Raw genomic sequence first — 15,703 nt, 5'->3', positions numbered from 1 at the left:
GATGCAGAACAGTCAAGACAGCGTCGGAGAAGGTACAGAACTGTACGAGGCTGGACCAGGGCGCGACCGTATCGTCAGCGATGCGTAAAACTCGTGGCCGGCGGGTCGCCGTACTGTTCCTGCCGCCGTCGCGGACCAAGGAGTCACGCCATGTCCGAACCGGTCACCTTGCCATCTCGTGGATCGCCGGCGCATGGCTCGAACGGTCTCTCCCCTACCGACTCGTCCTGGACCCGATCCCCGAGAACCGACCCATCATCACCGATTCATGCAGGAGGATTCCTCGATGGCTTCATCATCGCCTGACCGGCTCGTGGTGCTCGACGCCGCCGTGCTCGACCCGATCGACGGCAGTCGCAGCGAAGGCTGCGTCGTCGTGGAAGACGGTGTGATCGTCGACATCGCCGACGTCCCACCAGACCTGACCGATGCTGAGGTGATCCGCGCCCGCGGACGCACCGTGATGCCAGGTCTGATCGACTGTCACGTGCACGTGCTGAGTGTCGAGACCGATCTCGGTCACGCGACCGTGGGTTCTCCTCTCTACCTGGCAGCCCGGGTCTCCCTACTGCTGGGAGACATGCTGGGGCGCGGGTTCACCACCGTCCGCGACGTCGCCGGCGCCGACTACGGCATTGCGCGGGCCGTCGACGAGGGACTCGTGGCCGGACCACGGATCATCTACGGCGGTCCCTCCCTGTCGCAGACCGGCGGTCATGGCGACTACCGCGAGACGGGTGAATTCTGTTGCCACTCTCTGCCCGGCGGGCCCGCCATCGCGAGGGTCTGCGACGGCGTCAGCGAGGTACGTCGCGCCTGCCGAGAGGAGATTCGCAACGGCGCGGAGCACCTGAAGCTGTCCGTCAGTGGTGGCATCTCCTCCCCCACCGACCGCATCGACTCCCTGCAGTTCTCGAGCGAGGAGATCTCGGCAGCCGTCGAGGAGGCCGACAATGCCAACATCTACGTCACCGTCCACGCCTACACCGCACGGTCGATCAGTCGAGCGCTTCACCTGGGAGTGCGCTGCGTCGAACACGGGACGCTCCTGGACCAGGAGTCCGCCGAGCTGCTGCGCTCCAAGGACGCCTTTCTCGTGCCCACCCTCGGCATCGGACGCCTGCTGGCCTCGCCCGAGAGCGCCGAGCACGGTGTGACCCCGGATCTCAGGGAGAAGGCCGAGTACGTGGTCTCACGCGGGCTGGAGAGCCTCGAGCTTGCGCATCGGAACCAGGTGAACATCGCCTTCGGCACGGACTTCATCGGTTCCATGCACCCCCACCAGCTTGACGAGTTCCGGGTCCGAGCCGAGGTACTCAGCCCGCTCGATCTCGTGCGTTCAGCCACCACCACCGCAGCCGAGCTGGTCCGCAAGACAGGCGAGATCGGCACAGTCGCTCCCGGAGCCCGTGCCGATCTCCTCGTGGTCGACGGCAATCCCGCGGAAGACATCTCAGCGCTGCTCGACCCCGAGCACCGCCTGCTCAGCATCATCGCCGGCGGACGGGTCGTGAAGAACCTGACAGAAGAGGACCGGTGAACCGGACACGCTGACCCTGTCGGCCCGCCTCGTCTCGCCGTGGACATCGGTGACGCTGAGCACCGGGCACCTGTGGCGGAGTCGTCGCTATTCCGCCCGTGTGATGCACTCTGGTGCGCTGGTGCCGTCGGTGCTCACAGGATCCCTCGTGACAGTTCGTCGGGTGTGCCGAATCGGTGGGCTGTGATGCTGATTGCCTGCTCACGCAGGAACGGAAGCATCTCCAAGCGACCGGACTCGGTGACCGGGCTGGCGTGCAGGGCAATGTCTGGACGTGACGCGAGGCGCTGGGCGACCGCTGTGGCGTCTGCAGCGATGAGGCGTACGCGACCGACAGGACGGGCGAGAAGTCCGTCGATCCACAGGTCATCGGACTCCACTGTCACTTCTCCGACCGCCCGCTCGATCTCCGGTGAGAGAGGCACGGCCGACGACACGTGCGGGGAAGCGCCCGCACGACGCGCCGTACCAATGACCCGGACCAGGTCGGCCGGGTTCCCCTCGCGTGCGAGCCGCACCTCGACCTTGGTCGGGAGATAACGGAAGATGTTTCGCTCGGCACTGAGCTCGCTCACGTCGCGCGTCCGCCCGAACTCTTCCTCCCAGGCCCGAGCATCGCTGAGGAAGGACCGCCGGACACGCTCGACCTCGTCTGCGGGAAGCAACTGCAGCAGCTGCATGACCGAGGGGTCGAGGACCCTTTCGAGCGGTGGGTGTTCGGCTGAGACCCAGTCTCCCAACCCGAGGAGGTAGTTGGGCCCGCCGGCCTTGAAGCCGGTACCGACAGCCGACTTCTTCCATCCGCCGAACGGCTGGCGCTGGACGATGGCTCCCGTGATGCCGCGGTTCACGTACAGGTTCCCAGCCTCAACACGGTCGAGCCAGGTGGCGAGCTGCGTCGGCTCCAGAGTATGCAGGCCAGCAGTGAGGCCGTAGTCGACCTCATTCTGGATCTCGATCGCCTCGTCGAGATCGCGCGCCGTCATGATGCCCAGCACGGGACCGAAGAACTCGGTGAGGTGGCGACGCGATCCGCGCGTCACGTGGTCGACCACGCCCGGGCTCCAGAGGCGTCCGGTCTCATCGAGCTGCTCGGGCTCCAGGACCCACCGCTCCCCCGGGTCGATCGTCGTCAAAGCGTCAAGCAGCTTCCCGGTCGCGGGCTCGACGATCGGGCCCATCTGAGTCGTGGGGTCCTGTGGATAGCCCACCGTCAACGATCCGACCGCGTCGATGAGCTGGTCACGGAACCTCCGCGACCTTGCGGCAGAGCCGACAAGGATGACCAGAGAGGCGGCGGAGCACTTCTGACCTGCGTGTCCGAAGGCCGAGTATGCGACGTCCTTCGCGGCCAGGTCCAGGTCGGCCGACGGCGTGACGACGATGGCGTTCTTCCCGCTGGTCTCCGCAAGGAGGGGGAGGTCAGAGCGGAACGTGCGGAACAGTTCGGCCGTCTCATAGGCACCGGTGAGAATGACGCGATCGACGGACGGGTGAGCAATCAGCTCGCGTCCTAGGGCGCCTTCGTCGACGTGGACGAGTTGCAGCACGTCGCGAGGTACACCCGCCTCCCAGAGCACCTCTGCCACGAGCGTGCCACACCGGGCAGCCTGGACGGCGGGCTTGAGGATCACTGCGGAGCCAGCCGCCAGGGCCGCCAGCGTGGAGCCGGCCGGGATGGCCACAGGGAAGTTCCACGGTGGCGTGACCACGGTGAGAGCGGACGGCACGAAGGTTGCACCGTCGATCGCATGGAGCTCGAGCGCGCGTGCTGCGTAGTACCGGGCAAAGTCGATGGCCTCGGAGATCTCCGGGTCGGACTGATCAAGTGTCTTGCCGGTCTCCGACGCCATGACCTCGGCGAGTTCGGCGCGTCGGGCCTGCAGGGTCTCCGCGACGCGGTGCAGGATCGCAGCACGGTGCTCGCCTGTGGTGCGTCCCCAGGTCTGCCCGTGCTCGGCTGCCGACACGACGATCCTGTTCAACGCCGCGGCGTCGCTGACGGTGTGCTCCGCGGTGCCGCTACGTCCCAGGTCGGAGTCGGCGATCCGCGCGACGATGTCGCGGGCCCAGGCCCGATTCGCCGGCAACGACGGGTCGGTGTCCGGCGTGTTGGCGAACTTCGTGGACAGCGTCTCCGGCACCGCCGTGCGGTCCTGTGTTCGCCGCGGAGCCGGCACCGTGCCGTCCAGCGCCCTGAGGGAGGCCAGGAACCGGTCGCGCTCGCGCGCGAACAGCGTGTCGTCCTCGTGCAGCTCGAACACGGCCGACATGAAATTTTCGTGACTTGCTCCCTCTTCGAGGCGCCTGATCAGGTAGGCGATGGCGACGTCGAACTCCTGGGGCCGGACGACCGGGGTGTAGAGCAGGAGGTGGCCGACCTCGCGTCGGATGACGGCAGCCTGCCCCTGTGCCATGCCAAGCAGCATCTCGATCTCCATGTCCTGGCGTACGCCTCGCTCGCCGGCGAGAAGCCAGGCGTATGCGAGGTCGAAGAGGTTGTGACCGGCGACGCCGATGCGTACGTTTTCGATCCGCGCCGGGCGGAGCGCGTAGTCAAGAACGCGCTTGTAGTTGGTATCGGATTCTTGCTTGCTGGGCCACGTCGCCAGAGGCCAATCGTGCAATGAGGCCTCGACCTGCTCCATGGGCAGGTTTGCCCCCTTGACGATGCGCACCTTGATGGCCGCCCCGCCGCGGCGACGACGCTCAGCGGCCCATTCCTGCAGCCGGATCATGGCTGCCATCGCATCCGGAAGGTACGCCTGCAGCACGATGCCCGCTTCAAGCTCGAGGAACTCGGGCTTGTCGAGGATCCGGGTGAAGACCTCCATGGTGAGGTCGAGGTCCCGGTACTCCTCCATGTCCAGGTTCACGAACTTCCGCTCACTCGCGGCAGCTGCGATCTCATAGAGCGGCGTGAGCTTGGCGACGACGCCCGTCACCGCCTCGTCGAACGCCCAGGGCGAGTGGGGCGCCACCGTGGACGACACCTTGATCGAGACGTAGTCCACATCGTCGCGCGCCAGGAGACGCAGGGTCCCGTCCAGCCGACGATCTGCCTCGCGTTCACCGAGAACAGCCTCGCCAAGCAGGTTGAGATTCAACGCCGCGCCATGTCGCCCGATCCTGGCGATCGACCGGCCGATACGTGAGGCGGTCGCATCGATGATGAGGTGTCCGACCATCGACCGCAATGCCCGGCGCACGATCGGGACCACCAGCCGCGGGGCCAGCAGGCCGGCTCTCGACCCGAGTGCGACAGCAGCACGCAGGTGGAACGGCAGGAACTCGGGGACGTCCCGCGCCAGCACGGCGAAGTTCCTCGCCGCAACAGCATCGTCTTCGGGGCGGATGACACCGTCGATGAAGCCCACAGTGAAGGGAAGTCCACGAGGGTCCTTGAGTACGCCGGCCAACCGGGTGGCGGCCTTGTCGGCAGGCTCCTTCGCCGCCTCGGACACCCAACGCTGCACGAGCGTGATGGTCTCGTCGGCAAGGGGAAGGTCGTCGGTTCGGGTGAGAGTCGTTGGGGTGTTGCTCGCCATCTGGATCGCTCCTCATCGGGTACAGGTGATGAGTGTTTCCTTAATCATTGGGTAAGGTAAAGCGAACTCTTTTGACGATTACTCGTTACCGAAACTGAAGGGTGGTGGAGTTCGTTGCTCGAGGTCCGCCGCCTCCGCCTCCTGCGTGAGCTGAAGTTGCGCGGGACGCTCGCTGATGTCGCTCTGGCGCTGCACCAGAGTCCGTCATCGGTCTCGCAGCAGCTGTCACTGCTCGAGAAGGAGGTGGGCGTCGCACTGCTGCGCAAAGCCGGGCGGCGCGTCCAGCTGACACCGCAAGCCGAGATCCTGGTCGAGCACGCGAGCCTCGTTCTCGACCAGCTCGAGCGCGCGGAGTCTGAGGTCAACGCCTCGCTGGAGGTCGTGACCGGCCACATCCGTCTGGCGATCTTCCAATCGGCGGCATTCGCACTGCTCCCGTCCACGCTGACCACCCTGTCCGAGGCCCATCCCCTGTTGCGGGTATCGATGAGCCAACAAGAGCCTGGCGCCGCGTTGTCCGAGGCACGAGCACGAGACTTCGATCTCGTGGTTGCCGAGCAGTACCCGCATCACGCCGCCCCGTGGTTGGTCGAGCTCGACCGAGCCGACCTGTTGACAGACGCCATCCGGCTCGCGGTTCCTCCCGGCGGTCCTCTCGGTCGCATCGGGACCATCTCGCAGGCGCGGGATGCTCCGTGGGTCATGGAGCCCGACGGCGTGGCCTCGCGTCACTGGGCCGAGCAGGCCTGCCGGCAGGCGGGCTTCGAACCGGACGTACGGTTCGAGACGGCCGACCTGCAGGCCCACATCCGACTGGTTGAATCAGGAGCGGCAGTGGCCCTGCTCCCTGATCTGCTTTGGGAGGGACGTCGACCGACCGTCGCGCTCCGCGACCTGAACGGCGACCCCCGGCGGACGGTCTTCACCGCCACGCGACACACAGCGGCTCGGTCGCCGGCTGTCGTGGCGGTACGGCGCGCTCTGGTGAGTGCGGCCGATTTCGCATCGCCCTAGCCGGACGCCCGCAGTCGGCGGGCGCGGTGCCATCACCCCTCGATCGCCACGCGAACCACCGGCGCACTCATCGGGCGCTGAGGCCATCCGCCGCTGGCGCCACCTGCACCGGACACTCCGCAGGCGCATCGTGGCAGCTCACCGCTGCAAACACAGGCCGGTCGTACATGGTGGCGAGACGCGGGTACGGCGAGGCACCTGTCATCGCAGCCCGATCACGCCGGGCCCTTCACCGGCTCAGAACACCAGAGGGGGTAGTACTCGCCGGGTTGATCGTATCCATTACGGTTACATCAAGTAGATATCGCTAGCGGCCGGAGGAGGAGACGTGAGCGCGAACAGCAGGCTGACCGTGGCAGCCCACACCCTGACCTGGATCGGGCTCTACCAGCGGCGCGGCCATGAGGTCGCCACCTCCGAGCAGATCGCGACGAGTGTCAACACGAACCCCGTGGTGATTCGGCGACTGCTGGCTCAACTTCGCAAGGCCGGACTGGCTGAGTCCCGACGGGGAGCAGGTGCGGGCTGGGGGCTCTCACGAGACCTGTCCTCAATCACGCTGCTCGACGTCTACCGGGCAATCGAGCCTGGACAGGTCTTCGGGATGCACCGGTCGACCCCAGATCTCGAATGCGTCGTCGGCCGGGGCATCAAGCCGGCCATGAAGACGGTGTACGACAGAGTCGAGTCCGCCCTGAGTGAGGAGCTGTCAGCAGTCACGCTCGAGGACCTCCTGCGTGAGGTTCTCGCAACGGCCTGATGCCGTCGTTTCGTCCCGTCGACGCGATACCACTGACGTAACAACAACGGTTACCTCCAGTTCTAGAGGGATCCAACTACCGATCGAGAGGAAGAGGTACACGTGAAGTTCGGAACGATCGGCACCGTCGGGGCAGGGTCTGCTGCACAAGCTGTCGCCGCTCACGCTGTACGCGCCGGGCACCGGGTCTTGCTCAGCAACAGCCGCGGCCCCGAGTCACTGTGCGCCATCGCCGACGACCTCGGCCCCGGGGCATCGGCGGCCACCTTCGAACAGGCCGTGGATGCCGACGTGGTGCTGCTCGCCGTCCCGTTCGGCCAAGTCCCCACCGTCGGGCGACGTCTCGGGAACTGGACCGGTCGCGTCGTGCTCGACCTGACCAACCAGTTCGCCGAGTCGAACCCCTACCGCGGCTACGCCGATGTCGCGCCGCTCACGGGCAGTGAATGGGTCGAGCAGCGACTGCCTGGAGTCACTCTGATCAAAGCGTTCAATGCGATGTTCGCCCGCCTCATGGCGGCCGACCCTCGCCACGCCGAGGGCACCCAAGTGGTCTTCTACGCCGGGGACGACGAGACGGCCAAACTCGCCTTTGCGCACATGGTGACCGGGGTCAGCTTCGCGCCCGTCGACCTTGGTCGCTTGCGCGAAGGCGGCGCTCTCATGCAACTAGGAGGCCCCTTGAGCGGCAAGTACTTCCTGCTACAGCAATGACACCACGCGCCCCGTCCAGCGGTCGCGACGACAGAACACACGACACAAGAAAAACAGGAGAGGGCACAACAATGGCAACAGACACAGAGACCTCGCGCGCCGTGATGGAGCGCTTCGTGGAGCGATTGGGCAGGCAGGACGCTGATGAAATTCAAGAGCTGTTCGCAGCCCAGATCGACTGGTACGTCCCGGGCAGCGACAGACTGCCGTGGACCGGCCGTCGCGCCCGACGCGAAGACGTGGCTACCTTCTTCACCACCATGTGGCCCTACTACGTGCCAGGCAAAAGCATCGTGGCCTTGGAAAGAACCGTCGTCGATGAGGGTGACGTAATTTTGCTCGGGACCTTCACCCACACCATCGCGTCGTCCGGCAGGGAATTCACCACCCCGTCGGCAATGCACCTGGCAGTCGAAGACGGCGAGATCGTCCGGATGCACCTCTATGAGGACACCCTCGTCATAGAGCAGGCGTTCACCGCAGCGTGAGCGCAGCAAGGCCGCTCATTCGCGGGCACCAGAAGAGCCGGACCGCCCCCGCACGACGTTCCCACGCCCGCTCGATCAGCTTCGCACCCACTCGATCTGGGTGCATCCCCCACGAGCTGCTCGCGATGCCACGCCGAACCGCAGTCACGGAACCAGCCATCGTCGCCCTACCCCATGCAGTCGACATCATCGACGGAGAACATCATGATCGAACGCAACCTCAGCCAACTGAACGACCTCGAGGACATCGCACAGCTCAAAGCGCGCTACTGCCGGCTCATCGACCAGAAGAAATGGCGAGAGCTGGAAGACGCCTTCCTTCCCGGAGCTTTCATCGAGATTGCCGGCGCACCAGGGGGCCCCGACGACACTCGGACCTTCCGCGACGCGCACAGCTTCATCGAGGGACTGCGTCACCTCATGGACCCCCTCATGAGCGTGCATCAGGTACACGCTCCCGAGATCGCCCTGCTGGACCGGACCCACGCTCGAGGAACCTGGGCCGTCTCCGACCGATTGGTCTTCCCTCAGGGCGGCCCGCTGCGCATCCTGCAGGGCTGGGGCATCTATCACGAGCGCTACGAGAAGGTTGACGAGGCATGGCGCTTCGCTGAGATTCACCTCGAGCGCCTACTAGTCGAGCCCACGCCAAGCGAACTTGCTTGAGCGACCGCGTTGTGCCGTACCGGACTGCTGCCCCAGGCGGGAACGGTGTGGAGTCACGGCCCCCCAACCAGAAGAGCACCGGGTGGGGTCGCCGGGGACTGCTGCACGAGTAGCTGACATCTGATCTGTGGTGCCAGAAGGTGCCGCTGGAAGGATGCACCATGCGCAAGCCCAACCCCCCGAGTGAGGACATCGTTCGGGTCGCTGGTGGTCGCGAAGCCGGGAACCGAATGGCAGATAGCGCCCAACTGCGTGAAGCGAAGAAGCGGATCCGGCTGTTCGAGCAGGAGAACGACGTCCCGTGCCGAGATCGCTATCCATCAGCACCGCGCCAAGTCGAGTTTCTGCCCAGGGAAAGGCGGAGGGCCCTGACCAGCATCTCTGCTGATCAGGGCCCTCCGGGTGGTAGCGGGGACAGGATTTGAACCTGTGACCTCTGGGTTATGAGCCCAGCGAGCTACCGAACTGCTCCACCCCGCGTCGCTCCGTCTACCTTACAGACCACGGACCCGGGGTCCAAATCGAGTCGCTCAGCGTCCGGGGTCGCCGTCGCGGATGACCGAGTTGGCGCGGAAGGAGACGGCCTCGCCACGTCTGGCGGGCCGGATCAGGTCGAAGCCGGCCGTGGTGACGACGGCCGCCCCGCGTCCAGCCGCCAGGACGTCCTTCGCGCAGTCCACGTGGGCCGGTGGGAAGGCGAACACCTCGGCCGCGAGCTCGACCTCTCCCCCGACGAAGGCCAGCGGCCTGGACAACGGGTGCCCGCAGACGCCACAGATGCGGCTCAGGGCGCACTGGATCGCGCGTGGCTTGAGGACGACGTCGGGGTTGCCCGTGCCATCCTCGCGGCGGCACGCGAACGGCAGCTCGACGTCGCCGCCGACGCTGAGGTTGTCGACCGGTCCGGAGCCCACGGTCACACTTGGGCCGGGGCCGGCGACCACTTGCCGAGCTCGGAACGACGTCCGGGACGCTCGTGGTCGTGCAGACGACGGCTCCGGGGCGACGGGGCCTCCGGGTTCTCCTTCGTCCGCCGGTTGGGCAGCGAGAGCTTCATGATCGTGCGCAGCACCTGGCCGTACTGGCGGTGCAGCGGCCCGGTCGTGTACGGGATGTCGTACCGCTTGCACAGGTCCCTGACCTTCACCGAGATCTCCGCGTAGCGGTTGCTCGGCAGGTCCGGGAACAGGTGGTGCTCGATCTGGTAGCCCAGCTGACCGCTCATGACGTGCAGCAGCTTGCCGCCCTCGAAGTTGGCCGACCCCAGCATCTGGCGCAGGTACCACTCCGGACGCGTCTCGTCCTCGAGCTCCTCCTCGGAGAAGTGCACCGCACCGTCGGGGAAGTGGCCGCAGAAGATGATCATGTAGGACCAGAAGTTGCGCACGATGTTCGACGTGAAGTTCGCCGACAGGGTGTGGAAGAAGGCCGGTCCGGTGAGGGCCGGGTAGACCACGTAGTCCTTCAGGCCCTGGCGACCGATCTTGTCGGCGATCTGCTTGAGCTGCTTCTTCAGGACCTTGGGGTCCTTCTCCCGCTTGCGGATGGCCTCGATGTCCAGGTCGTGCAAGGCGACGCCGTACTCGAAGAACGCTGCGAGCAGGAAGTTGTAGACCGGCTGGCCCAGGTTGTACGGGGTCCACTTCTGGTCCCGCGACATCCGCAGGATGCCGTAGCCCACGTCGTTGTCGTGCCCGAGCACGTTGGTGAACTGGTGGTGCACGTAGTTGTGCGAGTGCTTCCACTGCTCGGCTGGCTGGGTGGTGTCCCACTCCCAGTTGCTGGAGTGGATCTCGGGGTCGTTCATCCAGTCCCACTGGCCGTGCATGGTGTTGTGGCCGATCTCCATGTTCTCCAGGATCTTGGCCGTGGAGAGCAGGGCCGTCCCCAGCAGCCACGCCGGCGGGAACATGCTCGCGAACAGCGTGATGCGACCGGCGGCGGCCAGACGCCGCTGCAGGGTGATGATCCGCAGGACGTAGTCGCGGTCTGCCTGGCCTCGGGAGGCCTCGACCTCGGCGCGGATCTCATCGAGCTCGCGCCCGATCTCCTCGACCTCTTCGTCGCTCAGGTGGGTGTACTCGCGGACGTCGGCGTAAGCCATGGTGCCTCCTTGCGATGGGGTGCGTGGGTGTCGGGGTGGGTCAGACGGTCAGGGTGACGTCGGTGGCGGCGACGGTGATGCAGGTCTGGACGTACTCGCCGGGCGAGTCGTGCTCCTCGCCGCTGCGCAGGTCCTTGATGCGGCCTGCGGCCAGCGGGACGTCGCACGTGTGGCAGATGCCCATGCGGCAGCCGAACAGCATGCTCACGCCGGCCTTCTCCCCCGCCTCCAGGAGGGTGGTGGCGCCGTCGACCTCGATGGAGGGACCTCCCTCGCCGAAGGTGACGGTGCCGCCCTCGGCGTCGCCGCCGCTCAGGTCGAGAGAGAAGCGCTCGACGTGCAGGTGCTCGTCGAGTCCGTGCTTCTCGTAGTGCTCGACGACGGCGTCGAGCATCGGCGCCGGACCGCAGGCCCAGGTCTCGCGCTGCTTCCAGTCCGGGCAGACGTCGTCCAGCTGGTCGGGGGTGAGGATGTCCTCGTCGTCGGTGAAGCGCTCGTAGAAGGTGAAGGTCTCGTGCTTCTCGGCGTAGGCACGCAGCTCCTCGACGAAGAGCATGTCGTCCTCGTTGGTCGAGGAGTAGGCGAGCACGACGTCGGGAACGGTCTCGCGACGATCGAGCGTGCGCAGCATCGACATGACCGGCGTGATGCCGCTGCCGCCGACGACGAACAGCATGCGCTCGGGCGGCGGGTCGGGGAGCACGAACTCCCCGCGGGGCGCGTCGAGCCGCACGATCGTGCCAGGCTCGAGCCCGGCGACCAGGTGCTCGGAGAGGAAGCCCTCCGGCATCGCCTTGACCGTGATGGCGACCGTCCCGTTGGACTCCACGGGGGCGGAGGACAAGGAGTAGGAGCGCCAGTGGAAGCGGCCCTCCATCTCCACACCGATGCCGATGTACTGGCCCGGCTGGTAGTTGAAGGACCAGCCCCAGCCCGGTCGAATGTGCAGCGTCGCGGCCCGATCGGTGACGGACTCGACCCGCTCGACACGGCCGCGCAGCTCGCGCGCGGACCACAGCGGGTTGATCAGCTTGAGGTAGTCGTCGGGCGCCAGCGGTGTGGTGAGGACCTTGCCGGCTGCCCTGACGCGTCGCAGCAGTCCGGATGTCTCGATTGCCTTAGCCATGTGGCCTCCTAGCGACGTTCACCCAACTGTGACACCCGTTTACACCTACGGCAACCGCTATGACCGTTGTTCGTGCCACAGGCTATCCGCGACACGCTCAGCGCGCCCGTTCCGTGTGGCCACCCACACACGTCGTCACCCCTGCCCAAGGTTCCGATGTGGTGAAGTCCGGCGGTCACCGACCGTCGACCTCTGGCCAATCCGGCCTCGCCAGTCCAGACTGACGGCACACATTTCCGTCCCACGGGGGGACGCCGGGCTCTGCCCGGACGTAGAGAGGACGCTCCATCCATGCGCACTCGTCGCACCGTCATGCTCCGAACCGGAGCATCCACGGCCATCGCACTCGCGTTGGCCCTCAGCCTCACCGCACCATCGTCCGCCGCACCGGACGACGACCCGCAGCCCCGGCTGTCCAAGGCACCTGTCGCCTCGGCGACCACCGACGAGGCCAAGAAGGCCCCCACCGATGAGACAGCCGACGACACGCTGGGCCAGCAGGACCGCGAGCTGCTCGCCGACGCCAAGCGTGAGGGCACCAAACGGGTGACCGTCATGCTCGCCACCGACCGCAAGGCCACCGCGAGCGTGGTCTCCTCGCTGGAGTCCGAGGGTGCCTGGGTCGGCAAGGTCGACGACAAGCTCGGCTACGTCCGAGCGAGCGTCCCGACCGCCCAGGTGCAGAAGATCGCCGGACTCTCCCGGGTCGAGGCCGTCGACCTCGACCAGACCGTCCCCATCGACGACCCGCAGCCCGGCAAGGCCTCCGGAGCCGGCTCGTCACCCTCGAGCGCACCGGGCCGCAGGACGCCCGACGCCAACCCGTACATGCCGACCCGCGAGACCGGCTCGATCGCCTTCAAGAAGTCGAACAAGAAGTACGACGGCCGCGGCGTGACGATCGGCGTCATCGACTCCGGCGTCGACCTCGACCACCCCGCCCTGCAGGAGACCACGACCGGCGAGAAGAAGATCGTCGACTGGGTCACCGGCACCGACCCGGTCCTGGACAGCGACCCGACGTGGCGCCCCATGGTCACCGACGTCGAGGCCGACCCGACCTTCACCTACCGCGAGGACTCCTGGACCGCTCCGGCAGAGGGCAGCTACTCCGTCAGCGTGTTCAGCGAGGAGATCACCGCCGACAGCGAGCCGGCCGGTGACGTCAACCGCGACGGTGACACCACGGACACCTTCGGCGTCCTCTACGACGCCGAGAGCAACGACATCTGGGTCGACGCCGACCAGGACCAGAGCTTCACCGACGACGAGCTGATGCGTCCGTACGGCGAGGACCAGCAGGTCGGGCACTTCGGCGAGGACGACCCGTCCACCGACGTCGTCGAGCGCACGCCCTTCGTGGTGGAGTACCGCGAGGACGTCAGCCTGGCGCCGTACGGCCTGCCCGGCACCGCCGACTTCGTCAACATCGGCATCACCGAGTCCGCCCACGGCACGCACGTCGCGGGCATCACGGCCGCGAACTCCATGTTCGACGGGGCGATGGACGGCCAGGCGCCCGGCGCGAAGGTCGTCTCCTCCCGTGCCTGCACCTGGGGCGGTGGCTGCACCGCCGCAGCCCTCATGGACGGCATGATCGACCTCGTCGCCAACCGCGGCGTCGACGTCGTCAACATGTCCATCGGCGGACTTCCTGCCCTCAACGACGCCAACAACGCTCGCGCCGTGCTTTACGACCGACTCATCGACGACTACGGCGTCCAGCTGTTCATCTCCGCCGGAAACTCCGGACCGGGCCTGAACACCATCGGCGACCCGTCGGTGGCCGGCGACGTCGTGAGCGTCGCCTCATCCATCTCCAAGCAGACCTGGAAGTCCAACTACGGCTCGGTCGTGTCGGCCGCCCTGGAGCTGCACCCGTTCTCCTCCCGCGGACCGACGGAGGCCGGTGGCTTCAAGCCGAACGTCGCCGCGCCAGGCTCGGCGGTCTCCACCGTCCCGCAGTGGCTGGAGCAGCCAGGCGTCCCGGAGGCCGGCTACGAGCTGCCCGTCGGGTACGCGATGTTCAACGGCACCTCCATGGCCTCACCACAGGCCGCCGGCTCCGCGGCACTGCTGCTGTCCGGCGCCTTCGACCAGGAGATCCCCGTGACACCGAAGCGGCTCCGCGACGCGATGTACACCGCCGCGAAGCCCATGAAGGGTGTCTCCGTGGCCGGGCAGGGCACCGGCCAGGTGGACGTGCCCGGCGCCTGGAAGCTGCTGCGCAAGAAGGCGACGACGCAGGACTACACGACCGACGCCCCGGTCTGCACGCCGCTCTCGGGGTTCCTGGCGACCCCCGATCGCGGCACGGGCGTCTACAACCGGTGCGCCGCCGACGAGGGCGGCCACGTCCAGGGCAAGGCCAAGACGTACGACGTCGACGTCACCCGGGCCACCGGGCCCGCCAAGGCCGTGAGGCACAAGGTCCGCATCGTCGGCAACGACGGCACCTTCAAGGCACCCAAGACGGCCACGCTGGCCAAGGGCACGGCGGTCACGCTGCCGGTCACGGCCACGACCCGCAGCCAAGGTGCCAGCTCGGCGATCGTGGAGATCGACGACCCGTCCACGCCTGTCGTCGACCACCGGGTCATGGTGAGCGTCGTGCAGGCGACCGACCTGGCCGAGCCGGACTTCGGCACCTCGGCGCGAGGCGAGGTGGAGCGCAACCGGTCCACGTCGTACTTCGTGTCGGTGCCCGAGGGCGCCAAGGCACTGCAGGTGAACCTGTCCGGAATCGCCACGCGGAGCCAGACGCGCTTCATCGCGAACAACCCGTACGGCGTTCCGGTGGAGTCGACCGCCTCGACGGCCTGCTTCACCAACTACAGCAGCACATCGGGGTGCAACCCGAACTCGCGCAGCTACGCCGACCCGCTCCCGGGCATCTGGGAGATCGAGGTGGAGTCGCGACGCACGTCGCCGCTGCTGGAGAACCCGTTCACGCTCAAGGCCGCGGCCCAGGGCGTCGAGGTGGACCCCGCCTCGCAGGAGGTGGAGTCGGCGGTCGCCGGTGAGCCCACGGAGCTGTCGTGGGAGGTCGAGAACACCTTCGGGCCGGTCACCATCGAGCCCACCGGTGGTGACCTCGGCAGCGCGGTCTCCGAGCGCCGGACCATCGCCGACGGCGCGCAGGAGACCTACGAGGTGGAGGTGCCCGACGGTGCCTCGAGCCTCACCGCCACGATCGGGTCGACCGACGACCCGGCGGCCGACCTCGACCTCGTCGTGCTCGCGCCCGACGGCTCCCAGGCCGGCATCTCGGCCGACGGCGACTCCGAGGAGAGCGTGACGCTGGACGCCCCGGCGGCCGGGACCTACACCGTGGTGGTCGACGGGTACGCCGTGCCGGCCGGCTCCACGGAGTACGACTACCTCGACGTGTTCTACTCCCCCGGTCTCGGCACCCTGGACGTGGCGGGGACGGCCGTGGAGCTGGAGCGTGGCGAGACCACCGAGGTCACCGGCTCGCTCACCGCGGACGGCACGCCACAGGACGGTCGCACCCTGTTCGGCGAGATGCAGGTGGTCTCGACCGAGGGTGCCGTGCTGGGGGCCGGGACGGTGCGGGTGCTGGCCGTGACCGACACCGCGCCCGAGGCGGCCGAGCCGGAGGAGGAGTCCGAGCCGGCGCCGGAGAGCACCGAGTCGCCGGCACCCGAGGAGGAGGCTGACGGCGGCGAGGGCTGATCCGCCCACCGCACCACGGACCGGCGGCCCGTCCCCAGCAGGGGGCG

At 67.3% G+C, this 15,703-nt stretch carries 11 protein-coding genes and 1 tRNA gene; 7 read left to right on the top strand and 5 right to left on the bottom strand.

What is annotated here, in order from left to right; genetic code table 11:
- Window positions 1-286: 286 nt before the first annotated feature.
- The gene (locus tag ACHAAC_RS13275; RefSeq protein WP_435716762.1) at window positions 287-1,540 is read left to right on the top strand and encodes an amidohydrolase family protein; all 1,254 of its coding nucleotides are present in this window, start codon (window positions 287-289) and stop codon (window positions 1,538-1,540) included.
- Window positions 1,541-1,674: 134 nt separating this feature from the next.
- On the opposite strand, the gene ACHAAC_RS13270 is transcribed toward ACHAAC_RS13275, so the two are convergent.
- A complete protein-coding gene (locus tag ACHAAC_RS13270) occupies window positions 1,675-5,088 on the bottom strand; it encodes a proline dehydrogenase family protein (RefSeq protein WP_435716761.1) in 3,414 nt (1,137 codons plus the stop codon).
- 114 nt (window positions 5,089-5,202) lie between these two features.
- On the opposite strand from ACHAAC_RS13270, the gene ACHAAC_RS13265 reads away from it, so the two are divergent.
- The 5 genes from ACHAAC_RS13265 to ACHAAC_RS13245 all read left to right on the top strand — a co-directional run bounded on the left by ACHAAC_RS13265 (window position 5,203) and on the right by ACHAAC_RS13245 (window position 8,730).
- On the top strand, window positions 5,203-6,102 hold the full coding sequence (locus ACHAAC_RS13265) for a LysR substrate-binding domain-containing protein (protein ID WP_435716760.1): 900 nt from the start codon (window positions 5,203-5,205) through the stop codon (window positions 6,100-6,102).
- A 328-nt stretch (window positions 6,103-6,430) separates the two neighbouring features.
- The gene (locus tag ACHAAC_RS13260; RefSeq protein WP_435716759.1) at window positions 6,431-6,862 is read left to right on the top strand and encodes an Rrf2 family transcriptional regulator; all 432 of its coding nucleotides are present in this window, start codon (window positions 6,431-6,433) and stop codon (window positions 6,860-6,862) included.
- A gap of 102 nt (window positions 6,863-6,964) precedes the next feature.
- Entirely contained in the window at window positions 6,965-7,576 is a 612-nt protein-coding gene (locus ACHAAC_RS13255) for an NADPH-dependent F420 reductase (protein ID WP_435716758.1), read from the top strand.
- Window positions 7,577-7,647: 71 nt separating this feature from the next.
- Window positions 7,648-8,064 (top strand): nuclear transport factor 2 family protein, encoded by a 417-nt coding sequence (locus tag ACHAAC_RS13250; protein WP_435716757.1) that lies wholly within the window; start codon window positions 7,648-7,650, stop codon window positions 8,062-8,064.
- A 204-nt stretch (window positions 8,065-8,268) separates the two neighbouring features.
- A complete protein-coding gene (locus ACHAAC_RS13245; RefSeq protein ID WP_435716756.1) occupies window positions 8,269-8,730 on the top strand; it encodes a nuclear transport factor 2 family protein in 462 nt (153 codons plus the stop codon).
- Window positions 8,731-9,133: 403 nt separating this feature from the next.
- On the opposite strand, the gene ACHAAC_RS13240 is transcribed toward ACHAAC_RS13245, so the two are convergent.
- From ACHAAC_RS13240 to ACHAAC_RS13225, 4 genes are all read right to left on the bottom strand, one after another.
- A tRNA-Met gene (locus ACHAAC_RS13240) sits at window positions 9,134-9,210 on the bottom strand.
- A 50-nt stretch (window positions 9,211-9,260) separates the two neighbouring features.
- Window positions 9,261-9,644 (bottom strand): hypothetical protein, encoded by a 384-nt coding sequence (locus tag ACHAAC_RS13235; protein WP_435716755.1) that lies wholly within the window; start codon window positions 9,642-9,644, stop codon window positions 9,261-9,263.
- 2 nt (window positions 9,645-9,646) lie between these two features.
- Window positions 9,647-10,834, bottom strand: coding sequence for a fatty acid desaturase family protein (locus ACHAAC_RS13230; RefSeq protein WP_435716754.1), 1,188 nt, complete (start codon window positions 10,832-10,834; stop codon window positions 9,647-9,649).
- A 40-nt stretch (window positions 10,835-10,874) separates the two neighbouring features.
- Window positions 10,875-11,960, bottom strand: a complete 1,086-nt coding sequence (locus ACHAAC_RS13225) for a ferredoxin reductase (RefSeq protein WP_435716753.1) — start codon at window positions 11,958-11,960, stop codon at window positions 10,875-10,877.
- A 291-nt stretch (window positions 11,961-12,251) separates the two neighbouring features.
- On the opposite strand from ACHAAC_RS13225, the gene ACHAAC_RS13220 reads away from it, so the two are divergent.
- Complete coding sequence (locus tag ACHAAC_RS13220; protein WP_435716752.1) at window positions 12,252-15,656, top strand: S8 family serine peptidase; 3,405 nt, start codon at window positions 12,252-12,254, stop codon at window positions 15,654-15,656.
- Window positions 15,657-15,703 lie beyond the last annotated feature (47 nt).

Origin of the sequence: Aeromicrobium sp. CF4.19 (genome assembly GCF_051262555.1) — a bacterium.
Taxonomy (GTDB): domain Bacteria; phylum Actinomycetota; class Actinomycetes; order Propionibacteriales; family Nocardioidaceae; genus Aeromicrobium.
This window is presented reverse-complemented; position numbering and strand designations above follow the sequence as displayed.

Coding starts and splice junctions, on each gene's coding strand:
- ACHAAC_RS13275 (WP_435716762.1), top strand. CDS start 287: ATGGCTTCATCATCGCCTGACCGGCTCGTGGTGCTCGACGCCGCCGTG.
- ACHAAC_RS13270 (WP_435716761.1), bottom strand. CDS start 5,088: ATGGCGAGCAACACCCCAACGACTCTCACCCGAACCGACGACCTTCCC.
- ACHAAC_RS13250 (WP_435716757.1), top strand. CDS start 7,648: ATGGCAACAGACACAGAGACCTCGCGCGCCGTGATGGAGCGCTTCGTG.
- ACHAAC_RS13245 (WP_435716756.1), top strand. CDS start 8,269: ATGATCGAACGCAACCTCAGCCAACTGAACGACCTCGAGGACATCGCA.
- ACHAAC_RS13230 (WP_435716754.1), bottom strand. CDS start 10,834: ATGGCTTACGCCGACGTCCGCGAGTACACCCACCTGAGCGACGAAGAG.
- ACHAAC_RS13225 (WP_435716753.1), bottom strand. CDS start 11,960: ATGGCTAAGGCAATCGAGACATCCGGACTGCTGCGACGCGTCAGGGCA.
- ACHAAC_RS13220 (WP_435716752.1), top strand. CDS start 12,252: ATGCGCACTCGTCGCACCGTCATGCTCCGAACCGGAGCATCCACGGCC.